At 63.8% G+C, this 14,405-nt stretch carries 9 protein-coding genes and 2 pseudogenes; 6 read left to right on the forward strand and 5 right to left on the reverse strand.

The features are described from left to right. Positions 1 to 50 precede the first annotated feature (50 nt). On the forward strand, positions 51 to 2,201 hold the full coding sequence (locus SJQ66_RS23680) for an ATP-binding cassette domain-containing protein (RefSeq protein WP_320534616.1): 2,151 nt from the start codon (positions 51 to 53) through the stop codon (positions 2,199 to 2,201). Positions 2,202 to 2,277: 76 nt separating this feature from the next. Continuing rightward, entirely contained in the window at positions 2,278 to 3,885 is a 1,608-nt protein-coding gene (locus tag SJQ66_RS23685) for a peptide chain release factor 3 (protein WP_024903111.1), read from the forward strand. A gap of 25 nt (positions 3,886 to 3,910) precedes the next feature. Here the strand turns inward: SJQ66_RS23685 and radA are convergent, their stop codons facing one another. Then, positions 3,911 to 5,296 (reverse strand): DNA repair protein RadA, encoded by a 1,386-nt coding sequence (gene radA / locus SJQ66_RS23690; RefSeq protein WP_046153387.1) that lies wholly within the window; start codon positions 5,294 to 5,296, stop codon positions 3,911 to 3,913. A 323-nt stretch (positions 5,297 to 5,619) separates the two neighbouring features. Here radA and lplT point away from each other — a divergent pair, with 323 nt between their 5' ends. Further along, positions 5,620 to 6,942 (forward strand): lysophospholipid transporter LplT, encoded by a 1,323-nt coding sequence (gene lplT / locus SJQ66_RS23695; protein WP_024903113.1) that lies wholly within the window; start codon positions 5,620 to 5,622, stop codon positions 6,940 to 6,942. A 34-nt stretch (positions 6,943 to 6,976) separates the two neighbouring features. Continuing rightward, positions 6,977 to 7,744: pseudogene (gene thiD, locus SJQ66_RS23700) on the forward strand (bifunctional hydroxymethylpyrimidine kinase/phosphomethylpyrimidine kinase); the annotation flags it as partial. Between the two features lie 228 nt (positions 7,745 to 7,972). On the opposite strand, the gene SJQ66_RS23705 reads toward thiD, so the two are convergent. From SJQ66_RS23705 to tsaB, 4 genes and pseudogenes are all read right to left on the reverse strand, one after another. After that, on the reverse strand, positions 7,973 to 9,325 hold the full coding sequence (locus SJQ66_RS23705) for a DUF1853 family protein (RefSeq protein ID WP_081764881.1): 1,353 nt from the start codon (positions 9,323 to 9,325) through the stop codon (positions 7,973 to 7,975). Beyond that, positions 9,309 to 9,926 (reverse strand): annotated as a pseudogene (locus SJQ66_RS29795) (uracil-DNA glycosylase); the annotation flags it as partial. The gene SJQ66_RS23705 and the pseudogene SJQ66_RS29795, both read right to left, overlap by 17 nt. A 346-nt stretch (positions 9,927 to 10,272) precedes the next feature. Continuing rightward, entirely contained in the window at positions 10,273 to 10,785 is a 513-nt protein-coding gene (rimI, locus tag SJQ66_RS23715) for a ribosomal protein S18-alanine N-acetyltransferase (protein ID WP_024903117.1), read from the reverse strand. After that, the gene (gene tsaB, locus SJQ66_RS23720) at positions 10,782 to 11,777 is read right to left on the reverse strand and encodes a tRNA (adenosine(37)-N6)-threonylcarbamoyltransferase complex dimerization subunit type 1 TsaB (protein WP_024903118.1); all 996 of its coding nucleotides are present in this window, start codon (positions 11,775 to 11,777) and stop codon (positions 10,782 to 10,784) included. Before tsaB ends, rimI begins: the two co-directional genes overlap by 4 nt. 144 nt (positions 11,778 to 11,921) lie before the next feature. Between tsaB and SJQ66_RS23725 the strand changes: the two genes are divergently transcribed. Together SJQ66_RS23725 and SJQ66_RS23730 are read left to right on the forward strand one after the other, a co-directional pair. Next, on the forward strand, positions 11,922 to 12,263 hold the full coding sequence (locus tag SJQ66_RS23725) for an acyl-CoA-binding protein (protein WP_320534617.1): 342 nt from the start codon (positions 11,922 to 11,924) through the stop codon (positions 12,261 to 12,263). A 462-nt stretch (positions 12,264 to 12,725) separates the two neighbouring features. Continuing rightward, on the forward strand, positions 12,726 to 14,309 hold the full coding sequence (locus tag SJQ66_RS23730) for a DEAD/DEAH box helicase (protein ID WP_046153390.1): 1,584 nt from the start codon (positions 12,726 to 12,728) through the stop codon (positions 14,307 to 14,309). Positions 14,310 to 14,405 lie beyond the last annotated feature (96 nt).

The following is a 14,405-nucleotide window of genomic DNA, read 5'->3' on the forward strand; positions in this document are numbered from 1 at the left end:
ATAGCGGTCTTTGCCTCGGGCGCCGTGCGCCTGAATTACCCACACCGCCCGTGATTCGCTTCCAACAGTTCACTCTTGCCCGCGGCACCAAGCCGCTTTTCGACAACGCGACGTTCACGCTGAACCCTGGGGAAAAGGCCGGGTTGATCGGCGCCAACGGCGCGGGCAAGTCCACGCTGTTCTCCGTACTGCTCGGACGCCTGCATCCCGATGGCGGCGATGCGTCGTTCCCGCCCACCTGGCAGGTCGCCCACGTCTCCCAGGAAACCCCTGCCGTTGCGCGGACGGCCGTGGAATATACGCTCGATGGCGATGCGGAATTGCGTGAGATCGAAGCACGCATTGCCGCAGCGTCCGCCTCGGGAGACGGCGAGGCGGACGCGCTGGCCCACGGCGCATACGCGGACGCCGACGGCTATACGGCCGCCTCGCGCGCCGAAACGCTGCTGGCGGGTCTGGGCTTCTCGCAAGCCGAAATGCATCGTCCCGTGACCAGTTTCTCGGGCGGCTGGCGGATGCGTCTGAATTTGGCACAGGCACTGATGTGCCGCTCCGACCTGTTGCTGCTGGATGAGCCCACCAATCACTTGGACCTGGACGCGATCGTCTGGCTGGAAGACTGGCTGCGGCGCTATTCTGGGACGATCGTCGTGATCTCGCACGATCGCGAATTCCTGGACGCGGTCACGAATGTGACGCTGCATCTGGAAAATCGGCAGATCAAGCGCTACGGTGGTAACTACACGCAGTTTGAAACACAACGCGCGCAGCATATCCTGCTGCAACAAAGCGCTTATGCGAAACAGCAGAAAACCGTTGCCCATCTGCAGCACTTCATCGATCGATTCAAGGCAAAGGCAACCAAGGCGCGTCAAGCGCAAAGCCGCGTCAAGGCCTTGGAGCGCATCGAGATGATCGCGCCGGTCTATGCGTCGTCCCCGTTCACTTTCTCGTTCCGCGAGCCGGACCGCGCGCCAAACCCGATGCTCGTGGTCGAGGACGTCGATTGTGGTTATGGCCCCCGCGTCGCGGAGGACGATCACGGCGACGTCCACGCCACGCCGGTCACCCCAACCGATGGCGAAGTCATCCGCATCCTGGGCGATGTCAATCTCTCGATCCAGAACGAACAACGGATCGGCCTGCTGGGGGCCAACGGTCAGGGTAAGTCGACGCTGATCAAGACCTTGTTCGGCGAACTCGCTCCGCTGCAGGGCGAAGTACGTCGTGGCAAGGGTCTCGTCATCGGCTACTTCGCACAGCACCAGTTGGAAACGCTGCGAGAAGACGACAGTCCGCTGATGCACCTCACGCGTATCGCCGGCGGCGCACGGGAGCAGGAACTGCGCAACTTCCTGGGCAGCTTCAATTTCCATGGCGACATGGCGACATCGCCCGTGCGGCCGTTCTCAGGTGGGGAAAAAGCCCGTCTCGCGCTGGCGCTGATCATCTGGACCAAGCCGAACCTGTTATTGCTGGATGAACCGACAAACCACCTCGACCTGGAAACGCGCCACGCACTGACCACCGCGCTGGCCCAATTCGACGGCACGCTGATCCTGGTGTCCCACGATCGCCATCTGTTGCGTGCGACCACCGACGCGTTCCTGCTCGTGGGCGACGGTAAGGTCGCGCCGTTCGACGGCGACCTCGATGATTACAAACGCTGGTTGCTGGATGCGACCAAAGCGCGCGCGCAAGGCGGGGCCGCGCCGAAGCCGGCCAAGACGAGCGCCGAAGGCAACCGCCAGGAGTCGCGCGCCGATGAGAAGATGCGCGGCGTCACCAGACCGGCGGCACCAACGTCTGCTCCTCCGGCACCCGGTGAGCCGGCGGCATCCTCGGCGATCGTTACCCGTGCGGCAGCCACGCCCGGTCCGGTGGTCGACCCGGCGGCGCGTAAGGAGCAGCGCAAGCTCGACGCACAGGCACGCCAGCATGTCGCCGCCCAGCGCAAGCCGCTGCAGAAGCGGATCGAGACGCTGGAACGCGAACTCGAGAAACTGAATACGGAAAAAGCCGGGTGTGACGCGTTTATAGCCGATCCCGGCAGCTATGAGGCGCAGCACAAGGCGGCCCTGACGGAAACGCTGCGCCGCCAGGGCGAATTGGCCGCACGAATCGGCGCGGTGGAAACCGACTGGATGGCGGCCCTCGAAGCATTGGAAATGCTGGATGCCACCATCACGGCCGCATCCTGACTCTGTTTGCAGGTCATTTCAGCCCGCATACCGCCCTTTATTTGACGCAGTATTTGACTCAGCCCACCCCGTCATCATGTCCGACGTATCGAACGAAGTGAATCGCCGCCGCACGTTCGCGGTGATTTCCCACCCTGACGCAGGGAAGACCACACTGACCGAGAAACTGTTGCTGTTCTCGGGCGCCATCCATATCGCAGGTGCCGTGAAAGGCCGCAAGAGCGCGCGTTACGCGACCTCGGACTGGATGGAAATCGAAAAACAACGCGGCATCTCGGTCGCCAGCTCGGTGATGCAGTTCGAGTACGGCGACGCCGTCATCAACCTGCTCGACACACCGGGCCACCAGGACTTCTCCGAAGATACCTACCGTGTATTGACCGCGGTGGATGCGGCGGTGATGGTGATCGACGGCGCGAACGGCGTGGAAGCACAGACGTTGAAGCTGCTGGAGGTCTGTCGCCGCCAGAACACGCCGATCATCACATTCGTCAACAAGCTCGACCGCGACGTCCGTGCGCCACTCGACCTGCTGAGCGAAGTCGAACATCACCTGGGCGTGGCCGCCATCCCGTTTTCCTGGCCCGTGGGTACGGGGAAGGATTTCCGCGGCGTCTACGACCTTCGCCGGGAACAGATTCGCCTCTTCCGTGCAGGGCAGGACACCCGCAACGACGACACGGTCACGCTTCAAGGACTCGAGGATCCGCGCGCCGTCGAGCAGTTCGGCGACACCTGGACGCGTGCGAAGGACGAGATCGAGTTGATCACCGGCGCCTCGCCGGCACTCTCGCGCGAAGCCTTCCTCGCCGGCAGGCAATCGCCGGTGCTGTTCGGCTCCGCGATCAACAACTTTGGTATTCGCGAGATCCTCGATGCGCTGGTCGAACTGGCCCCCCCGCCCAAGGTCCGCGCCGCCGTGCAACGGCCGGTGGAGCCGGTGGAGCCGCGTTTCACCGGCATGGTATTCAAGGTGCAGGCGAACATGGACCCGCAGCACCGGGACCGCGTGGCGTTCGTCCGCGTCTGCTCGGGGCGTTTCGAGCGCGGCATGGCGTTGACGATTACGCGCTCGGGCAAGAAGATCAAGACCAGCAACGTGGTCAGCTTTCTGTCGCAGCGTCGCGAACTAACTGAGGAAGCCTATCCGGGCGACATTATCGGCATCCCCAATCACGGCGTGCTGTGCCTGGGCGATACGTTGACCGAAGGCGAAGCGCTGACGTTCTCGGGCTTGCCGTTTTTCTCGCCAGAAATCTTCCAGACCGTGGAAGCGAAAGACCCGATGCGTGCCAAGCAACTGGGCGAGGCATTGCGGCATCTCAGCGAGGAAGGCGCGATCCAGGTGTTCCGCCCCATGGCAGGCGGCCCGATTCTGCTAGGTGCCGTCGGTGCGCTGCAGTTCGAAGTGGTCTCACACCGGCTCGCCGGCGAATATCGCGTGGACGTCCGCTTCTCGCCGTCACGCTATCGTCTGTCACGCTGGGTGTCGTCCACGGATGCGGCGGCGATGCAGAAATTCATCAAGTTCAATAATGGTCGCATGGCCTACGACGCCGCCGAACAGATGACGCTGCTCGCCGCGCATCAATCCGAAATCCAGGCGCTGAAAGAGACGTATCCCGCGGTCTCATTCGGCGAGATGCGCGAAATGTCGGGGGCCGTGGTCAGCAAGATCGGTTGATCCCCGCGTAAGCGGGAATGCGGCGTTATTCCAACTCACGCGCACGGTCGATCGCCTGTTCGATGCGCTCGACGGCAATGACCGTCAAGCCCTCGATTGGCTGCTTTGGCACATTGGCCTTTGGCACGATCGCCTGCGTGAACCCCAGCTTCGCCGCTTCTTTCAGTCGATCCTGCCCGCGCGGCGACGGCCGGATCTCACCGGCCAGGCCAACTTCCCCAAATGTCACGAGCCCCTTCGGCAGCGGCTTGTTCCGCATGGACGAATGGATCGCAAGCAGGACCGCCAGGTCGACTGCCGGCTCGCTGATCTTCACCCCCCCTACCGCGTTCAGGAACACGTCCTGATCGAAGCAGGCAATGCCCGCATGCCGATTCAACACCGCCAGCAACATCGCCAGCCGGTTCTGCTCCAGCCCTACCGTCAGGCGCCGCGGATTAGGCACATGCGAACTGTCGACCAGCGCCTGAATCTCGACTAGCAACGGTCGCGTGCCTTCCTGCGTCACAAGGACGCAGGAGCCGGGCACCGTATGCTCGTGCTGAGACAGAAACAACGCCGACGGATTCGAGACACCCCGCAGCCCCCGCTCCGTCATGGCAAAGACGCCCAGCTCGTTGACGGCGCCAAAGCGGTTCTTGATCGCCCGGATCAGCCGGAACGACGAGTGTGTATCGCCCTCGAAATATAGTACGGTATCAACGATATGTTCGAGTACACGCGGCCCCGCCAGCGCGCCCTCTTTGGTCACATGGCCGACCATGATGATGGTCACGCCGGTCTGTTTTGCCAGCCGCGTCAACTGCGCGGCACACTCGCGCACCTGCGCGACCGAGCCGGGCGCCGAGGTCAATGCCTCCGAATAGACGGTCTGAATCGAGTCGATCACCGCGACGGCCGGTCGTTCCGCATCGATCGCCAGCTGGATTTTTTCGAGCTGGATTTCCGCGAACAACCGCAACGCGCCCGCGCCTTTCTCCGTGCGGCCGTCTTCCAGCAGCCCGAGCCGCTCCGCCCGAAGGGCGATCTGCGCATCGGATTCCTCGCCGCTGACATAGAGCACCTTGCGCGCCTCGCCAAGCGACGCGAGCGCCTGCAGCAAGAGGGTGGACTTGCCGATACCCGGATCACCGCCGATCAGCACCACGCCGCCGCTGACCAGCCCGCCACCCAGCACGCGGTCGAATTCACCGATTCCCGTGGCATAGCGTGGCACATCGGCTGATTCGATTTCATGCAGCGACCGTACCGGCGACGACTTGGTCAGCGCCTGGAAACGGTGCGCGGATGGCGTTTCAGCCACGCCTTCGACCAGCGTGTTCCACGCGCCGCAACCCGGGCACTGGCCGCTCCACTTCGGTGATTGGTTGCCGCACGCGGTACAGCTATAGGTAGTCTTGATCTTGGCCAATGCAGCATCCGGAAAAAGCGTCCTCAACCCACCGCCGCGAGCCGTGTCAAAATAGGCCGAAAGCATGGGCAAGGAATGTAAGGGGCCAGCGCGACGGGCACGATCCCGACGTGCGGTTTGATTGCCGTATTTTCGTGTTATAAAGCCGGGCGCACAATCGTTTCGCGCTCGGAATTGCTTACGGAACCGCCATCCGGCAGGGGGGCCTACCATTCGGCTTACCGTATCGGGCCCGACCCGCGCGCCGTCGCAGCGGGTGCCCATGGATTTCAGTACGCGGCCCTACCCCTCCGCGAAGACATGACAGGACAGCAAGCTATCCGATGAAAAAAGGGTTTTACACGATCATGGCGGCGCAGTTTTTCTCGTCGCTTGCGGACAGTGCGCTGTTGATTGCCGCCATTGCCGTATTGAATAGCGACCATGCGCCCGCCTGGATGACGCCGCTACTGAAACTATTCTTTGTGCTGTCTTACGTGGTCCTGGCGGCCTTTGTTGGCGCATACGCCGACTCCCGGCCAAAAGGTCGCGTAATGTTCACCACCAACCTCATCAAGGTCTTCGGCTGCCTGATCATGCTGACTGGGGGCCACCCGCTCTTCGCCTACGGGGTTGTCGGCTTTGGCGCAGCCGCCTATTCGCCGGCAAAGTACGGCATTCTGACCGAATTGCTGCCGCCCGAAAAACTGGTGGCCGCCAATGGCTGGATAGAGGGAACGACCGTTTCATCGATCATCCTGGGTACTGTCCTCGGGGGCGCCCTAATCAGCCCGGCGTTGTCGCACCATATCACGCAGCTTGATATTCCCGGGATTCGCACACACGCCGACGCGGCGATTCTGGTGATCACATTCGTCTATGCGCTCGCGGCCGCGTTCAACCTCGGCATCCCGGATACCGGCGCGCGTTATCCCGAGCAGGCGCACGAACCGATCAAGCTCATCCGTGATTTCGCCGACTGCTTTGTCATGTTGTGGCGTGACAAACTGGGACAGATTTCACTGGCGGTGACCACGTTGTTCTGGGGCGCCGGCGCGACCCTGCAATTCATCGTATTGAAATGGGCCGAAGTCGCCCTGGGCATGACGCTCTCGCAAGGCGCGGTGCTACAGGCGATCTTTGCCGTGGGCGTGGCCGTCGGCGCAATGGCCGCGGCGGCCCGCATCCCCCTGCACCGCTCGCTCGCGGTGCTTCCGGTCGGCGTGGCGATGGGGTTAGGCGTCACGCTGATGGCGTTCTTCACGCGGGATATTTTTCCGCACCATTGGATCGTCCCCATCGGGCGTCATGGCGTGCAGGCTTATCTCTTCGCGGCCTACGTTTTCCTGTTGATCGTCGGTGCGATGGCGGGCTTTTTTGTCGTGCCCATGAACGCGCTGCTACAACACCGCGGCTATGTGCTGCTGTCTGCCGGCCACTCCATTGCCGTGCAAAACTTCAACGAGAATCTGTCCGTTCTCGTCATGTTGTGTTTGTATGCGGTCTTGATCTGGCTGAATACCCCGGTGCGATTGGTCATCATCTTGTTTGGCTTGTTCGTTAGTATCGCCATGGCATTGGTCATGCTATTGCACCGCCGCAACCAGCGTCGACACGATCTCCAGTCCCTGATTGGCGAGGCACGGCACGACGACCCCGCGCATTGAATCCACGCGCCGGGTTACCCTACCGGAGCATACGATGGCACATCGCATTGCGAACATCCTGACGATCGCCGGTTCCGATTCGAGCGGCGGCGCCGGCATCCAGGCCGACTTGAAAACCTTCTCCGCGCTGGGTGCTTACGGTGCCAGCGTGATCACCGCTCTGACCGCGCAGAACACGCGGGGTGTGCACGCGGTCTTCGTTCCTCCCGTCGACATCGTCGCGGCCCAGCTCGATGCCGTGTTCCGCGACCTGCGTCTGGATGCCGTCAAGATCGGCATGCTGGCAAGCCGCGATAACGTCCTAGCTGTCGCGGAGGCATTGCAACGCTGGCGTCCCCGGTTCGTCGTGCTGGACCCGGTGATGGTGTCGTCCAGCGGGCGTCGCCTGCTCGCATCGGACGCCATCATCGCCTTGCGCGAGGTGCTGATTCCCCACGTGACGTTGTTGACGCCCAATCTGGCTGAAGCGGCAGTGCTTCTTGACCAGGGGCATGCCGTTGATGACGAGCAGATGGTTGCACAGGGCCAGGCGTTACGCGCGCTAGGCGTTCAGGCGGTGCTGATGAAGGGGGGGCATCTGCCAGGGGAACAAAGCCCGGACTGGCTCGTCGAAGCGGGTGGTAAAGCGAAATTCGGCGCCGCGCGCGTGCCAACTCGCTCGACGCACGGAACGGGTTGCACACTATCAGCGGCGATTGCCGCGCTTCGACCACAACGACTGGACCTGCCCACGGCGGTCAGTGACGCGAAGTCCTATCTTACCAACGCGCTCATCCACGCCGATCGTCTCTCGGTTGGTGGCATGGCCTTGCGCGATACCGGAGAATCCGCCGCGGCCGCGCCAGCAAGGCCCGCACCGGAACCGCTACGACCCGATGCACCGGATAGCCACGCCGAGGCGATTGCGTTCGGACACGGTCCGGTGCATCACTTCCACCCTTTCTGGTAACGTCGCACCGACCGACCGCGGCACTGTCCCATCGGGGCGACGCGTACAGACCGCGTTGGTGTTGGCTACCCGATTGCCCCCTCAGCCCGGTGTGGGCAAACGGCTGAATACGCGCGCACGCGCCGGCCAACTGTCTGGCACGATAAAGCCCCGCGACATCTCGCGAGCGGGTTGACCGGGTATGGGCGGCGTCAACGCGGCCACCTGACGCGGCATTGACGCGGAAAGCAGGCCGCTATCGAAATGCGCGTGCAGCATTCGGGCAAAGGCGATTGCATCGTAGATTCGTCCTGGTGACGCCTCGACATCACCATGGTCCGCGCCATCGGCCGACGGGTTTCCGGAAGCAGCCTTGGCGCGCATGCCGACGCGCGGGTCGGTGCCGTGCCCTACTTCGGGATCGTCGAGTCGCAACGGTGCCAGCCAATCCATTCGCTCAAGACTGGTCCAGCGGCAATCGGCCTGGCAGCTCCAGGTCAACCACTCGCTGAGCGTCGCCCACCAGCCACGCGGATGATCGGTTGCCAGTGCCGGCACATCCGCGCCGCAATCAACGCGCTGCCACCGCGTCAATGGATAGAACAATCGCCCCTTGACGAACATTCGCGGCGCCCACGGCCCTGGCGCCAACGCCTGCAATGCGGGATGCGCGCTCAGTGGCAATTGATGGTTCAACAGGCGCTGCAGCTTCCAATCGAAACGATCCGCCAATCCGGCGCCGACGTAACGATCGCACCCCCGCAAATCCGGCTGTCCGCTGACCGGGGCGCCAACCACGTGTTGTCCATCGATTTCAAGATAGAACTTGACGGCGAGTTCCCAGTGTTCGAAGGCACCGGTGGGCGTCTCGAACAACGCATCACATTCGCCCAGGGTTCTCCCCCCTGGCTGCGGCTCCCTCACGGCCAGGCCTATCGCTTTGCGCTTCAGGGCAGGCACCTCGGCCAACCATGCGGCAAAGAGACGTTCGGCGTAACGGCCGAGCCGCCGCTCGCGACCGCTCGCCTGCGTTGCCGCAAGCGGCGCCGGAGCCTGTTCAAGGCGTTGCAATAGCCGAACCATCGCCGTCGCCGGATCCGGACCGAACAAGCGCGGCGACATCGGATCGGCCAACAAATCCCCGAAGGCGCTTCGCGCGAGCAGCGTGGGCGAGCGCAACAGCCAGGACAGGTCCCGCACGGCCTGTTCGGTGAAATCGGTGGTCCGCGGCAAGGCACCTTGCGCGGCGTCACGCCGCGCACTTCGGTGCGAGGGTCCTTCACGCCACTGCCGCGCCCGACGGGACAAGGGCGGCGCTTGGCTGGCGGCCGCCCATCGACGCGCCCGGCGTACCGCTTCATAGGCTTCGAAGATGCCGAGATCCATCGCCCCGGTGTCGGGCGATCCGGCTACTGAATCGCCAATGCCGGCATCCGGCCTAGCGCGGGAAGACATCACGTGCCCGGCACAGGTCTTCCCATACCTTGGCCTTGTCCGATGGCGTACGTAGCAGATAGGCCGGGTGGTAGGTCACGACAACCGGAACACCTTCGTAGTGGTGAACGCGTTGCGGGGCGATGGCATTACCGCTTTCCGCTGGTCCACCCCGATGTTCCGCGGCATTGATCCGGCGCAACGCGCCAATCGTCGCGTCACTGCGCAGCAGCGCCTGTGCCGCGAAACGTCCGAGCGCCACGATCACCTTCGGCTGGATGAGGGCGATCTGGCGCTGCAGGTAGCCTTCACAGGCGGCAATCTCATCTGGCAGCGGGTCACGGTTGCCGGGCGGGCGACACTTGACGACATTTGCAATGAAGACGTTGTTGTCACGCTGCAGTCCCAGCGCGCGCAGCATGTTGTCGAGCAACTTGCCCGCTTGCCCGACGAACGGTTCACCTTGCTCATCCTCATTGGCCCCCGGCCCCTCGCCTACGAACAGCCAGTCGGCCCGTGGATCGCCAACACCGAAGACCACTTTTTTTCGCGTCTCGCAAAGGCGACAGGCCTGGCAAACCTGCGCGCGCGCGCGCAAGTCCTCGAAACCCAGCGTCGCGAGAGTCGATCCGTCCGAAGCCATCGGATGCGACACGGCGTCAATGACATCCGGCACGCGAACGTGATCCGCAAGCACTTCGTCACGACCCGGCACCGGCAAGGCAACCACGTCCCCGGCGGCATGGTCATCCACGGCAATCCCGGCATCCGGTGCGTCGGTAGCGGCATGATTCGCAAGACCCACCGGCGCGTCCGGTACGGACGCCGTCGTCTCCCTGGCCGTGCGCAAACGCCAGGTTACGGACAGGCCGAACACTTCCAGGACCGGATCGAGCATATCCGAGCCGCCGGCATGCGACGCATGACCACGCGCCCTCGCCACGATCGATGGATCCGGCCGATCCCGGTCAGACGGCGGCGTCATGGCCTGGCTCCCGTTTGACTTTGACACGCATCACGATTGCGTCCTCGCGTGTATTGTTGCGCGCTGGATAGTAGTTGCGTCGCCGCCCGATTTCATGAAAACCAAACCGTTCATACAGACGGATCGCATGGGTATTCGACGGACGGACCTCAAGCAGTACCGCATGAATATCGCGCGATAGCGCCACCCGGCGCGCATCGGCCAGCAACTGCTGGCCGATGCCCCGCCCCTGGTGCATCGGCGCGACACACAGGTTCAACACATGCAGATCGTCGACCGCCGGCATCAGCACCGCGTAACCGGCCAGTTCGCCACCGGCACGTTCAGCAATACGACCGACATAACCGGACTTCAACGAATCCAGAAAATTGACATCGGTCCACGGAAATTCATAAGCCCGATGCTCGATCGCCATGATTGCAGGGATATCTCCCGACATCATGTCCCGGATAAGGATTGGCATGCCGGCTGGAGCCGGTGCCGGTTGCGCGCTCATGCCCCTGCCTCCTTCGATGCGAGCCTGGCCTCCTTGACGGCCAGCCGCTCCTGCGTGGTCAAGGCGACCTTGTCCCGCACATAGCGTGGCTGCGCCATCGCGGCCGCCACGGCCCCTCCCGCATGCCAGCGGCGCCACCCCAACGCCGCCAGTGCCATCGGTTCCGGCCAGGCTCCCTCGTCGCACCATGCAGCTGATCCACGCAATCGCAACCCCTCGCCGAAAATCGCCGCGGCATTGCCCGCCAGCAGGAAACCGGGCGGATGCGCTTGCAGTGCCTCCGGCGCCGCGACGTGTGCCGGCACCTCGACCCGCCATTCGCCGTCATCGTGACCACCGCCATCAATCGGCTGCCATGAAAACGCAGCGGCGTAACACTCCCCCATCCTTGCATCGACAGCCGTATAAACGTGCGTTCCATGCCGCACGGGTGATGGATGGGCATCCGCGGCCGACCGCAGGCGCGCCGATTCCGCACAGACCATCAGCGTGTCCAGCGGGACGACGGGCATGTCGTTCGCAAATGCGAGGCCTTGCGCCACGCCGGTTGCGGTACGAACACCGGTGAAGGAGCCGGGGCCTTCGCCCACCGCGATGGCGCCAACCGATTGAAGCGTGATGCCCGCAGTGTCGAGTATGGCTTGCACCATTGGCAGCAAAGCCTCGCTCGACACCGCGCCGGTGCGCCGCCAGCAGGCGGCGATCCGCGCCCCGGGGACGATATCGTCCCGTATCGCAAGGTTCGGCACATCCGTGTTGTCATTCGCCGGCCGGGCGACGGATACCGGTGCCACTGGCTCGGACAGGTCTGTCGATGGCAACGGCAGGCATACCGCGACGGCGCAGGCGTCGGTCGACGTATCGATGGCGAGCAATGCCGCGCGCGTGGATGCGCGAACGACAACCGGAAAGGCTGGACGAAGCGCCATGGCATCGACTGGAACGTCGGTCGATCCCATGACAGCGGGGCGATGTGAAGCGGTACGATTCATTCGCGCATTGTACCTTCCCGGTCGCTGGCGTAGGAGCAGAGGTACTACTCGGGGCGATTCGGACCCGGGCCATCGCCGGCACGCGTAGGATAGGTCCGGTACGTCGCTCTCTTTCCTCGCAGCCTTCTTCCGGATGCCAAAAAAATGGAACAACCGCCGCCGCCCGCCACGCCCGATGCCGACATCGCAGCCGAGTTCGCCCTTTCGCAGCAACGCGTGCATACGCTGTCGTCGAAGCCAGGGCCGGTGCATCTGCTTCGTCTGTATGCCCTGTACAAGCAGGCGAGCGTCGGTGATGCCCAAGGAGAAAAGCCGGGGATGACCGATTTTGCCGCGCGGGCGAAATTCGACGCCTGGACTGCGCTGCGCGGCACGCCCGCGGCCACCGCGATGCGGGCCTACATCACGCTGGTGGACGAATTACTGGCCGCCGATGCGTCAGGGCGGGCGACGAAGCATCACCGCCAATCCTGTCGAAAATGCTGATGGCACACGCTGCAAAAAACCGTTATACTCCACTATCGCTGGCAGTATTGCTTTCGTGCTTCGTAGTTAACCCGTCGGTTAGCGAGTCGTAAGACCGACCTTTTTCCGGACCGTCACATTGCACGGCACCGGACACGAAGTGAAGCACGCCGCCAGCGGCAAGCGTTTTGCCCCAATCCAGTTTAGAAACTGTCCCCCTGCTCCCTGCCGCCGGCACGCAACGTAAAGCGCGCCGGGACACGGTTCACGATGAAGCAGGCGGCGCACGGCCGAGCCCGAAAGGGTGCGGTGGCTGTGCCAGCCCTGTTTGCTGTCCGATAGGTTCTAACGACGGTGGGCGCTCCCGGTCTCCGGAGGCGTCCCACTGGCCACGTCCCGTTTCTCGTATTGCTTCGTGCATTCGATGACTTGGCGACGCCGATTGGCGCCGACGCCTCATTCACACTCGAGGACTTCGAATACATGACTTTTAGCTCAACGACCCAGAACGGCGACGCATCGATCGCTCCCCAGGCTGCCATGCTGTCGGCGACCGACTTGCCCGAAATGGCGGTCGCACCTGACACCGCGCCGAGCGGCGAAGCGTTTGCCGCGCTCGGTCTCGCACCGGAGATCGTCTCGGCATTGGTAGCGGCCGGCTTCACGAAGCCGACGCCCGTGCAGGAACAAGCGGTTCCCGCTGCCATCTCCGGCCGCGATCTGCTGGTCTCCAGCCCGACCGGCTCGGGCAAGACCGCAGCGTTCATGCTGCCCGCCATTCAACGTTTCTCTGTGGCCCGCGCGGCGCAGGCCGCCGCTGCCCGTCCGGCAGCCGGTACCGCACGTCCGGAAGCGGAGCGTCGTCGCCCGCAATACCAACCGGCACGCCCCGGCCTGCTGGTGCTGACGCCTACCCGGGAACTGGCCATGCAGGTGTCCACGGCCGCCGAGCAATTCGGCAAGGGTCTGCGCAAGCTGCGTTGCGTCAGCGTCCTGGGCGGCGTGCCGTATCGCCAACAGCTCGCGCTGCTGGCCAAGCAACCGGAAATCCTGGTGGCCACGCCGGGCCGTCTGCTCGACCATATCGAACGCGGCCGCATCGACCTGTCGCAATTGCAAATGCTGGTGCTGGACGAAGCGGACCGCATGCTGGACATGGGCTTCATCGACGACATCGAAACCATCGTCGCCGCCACGCCGCCGACGCGTCAAACGCTGCTGTTCTCGGCAACGATCGATGCCAAGATCAGCTCGCTGACCAAGCGTCTGCTGAATGACCCGGTGGCGATCCAGATCGCGCAGGGTGCACAGCAAAAGGCGAACATCGCACAATCGATCCTGTGGGTTGATGACCGTGCGCATAAGGATCGCCTGCTGTCGCATCTGCTGAACGATGAATCGCTCGACCAGGCAATCATCTTCACGGCGACGAAGAGCGATGCGGACATGCTGGCGGGTCGCCTGTCCGACGAGGGTTTCTCGTCGGCGGCATTGCATGGCGACCTGCCGCAAGGCGCGCGTAACCGCACGCTGAACGCCCTGCGCGAGCGGCGCGTGCGCGTGCTGGTAGCCACCGATGTGGCGGCACGCGGTATCGACGTCCCCGGCATCACCCACGTATTCAACTACGACCTGCCGAAGTTCGCGGAAGACTACGTGCACCGTATCGGCCGTACGGGCCGCGCCGGCCGCACCGGCACCGCGATCAGCCTCGCGCATCATGCCGAAGCCCAGGCAGTGAAGCGCATCGAACGCTTCACGCACCAGCCGCTGCCGGTTTCGGTGATCGTCGGCTTTGAGCCGCGCCGTACACCGTCGACATCGGGCGCGCCACGTGGCGGTGCGCGTGGTCGCTCGTTCGGTAGTGGTGGCGGCGCCGGACGTGGTGGCTATGCCGGCAATCGCGGCACGGGCACCGGCGGCGGTGGCGGCTACGCCGGCCGTAGCAGCGGTAATGGCGGCGGCGGTGGCTATGCAGGCCGTAGCAGCAACGGCGGTGGTTACGCAGGCCGCAGCGCGAGTGAGGGCTATGCCCGTCGCCGTGACGGTGGGTCGGACCGCGGTTAATTCCGATCACCCCTCCTATCGGGCGCAGGCCGATTACCAGACGTTTGGCCAACGCGCCTCGATGGGTGAAAAAAAAGCTTCCAGGCTATTATCGCT

The organism is Robbsia andropogonis (assembly GCF_034047095.1).
In the GTDB taxonomy this organism is placed as follows: Bacteria; Pseudomonadota; Gammaproteobacteria; order Burkholderiales; family Burkholderiaceae; genus Robbsia; species Robbsia andropogonis.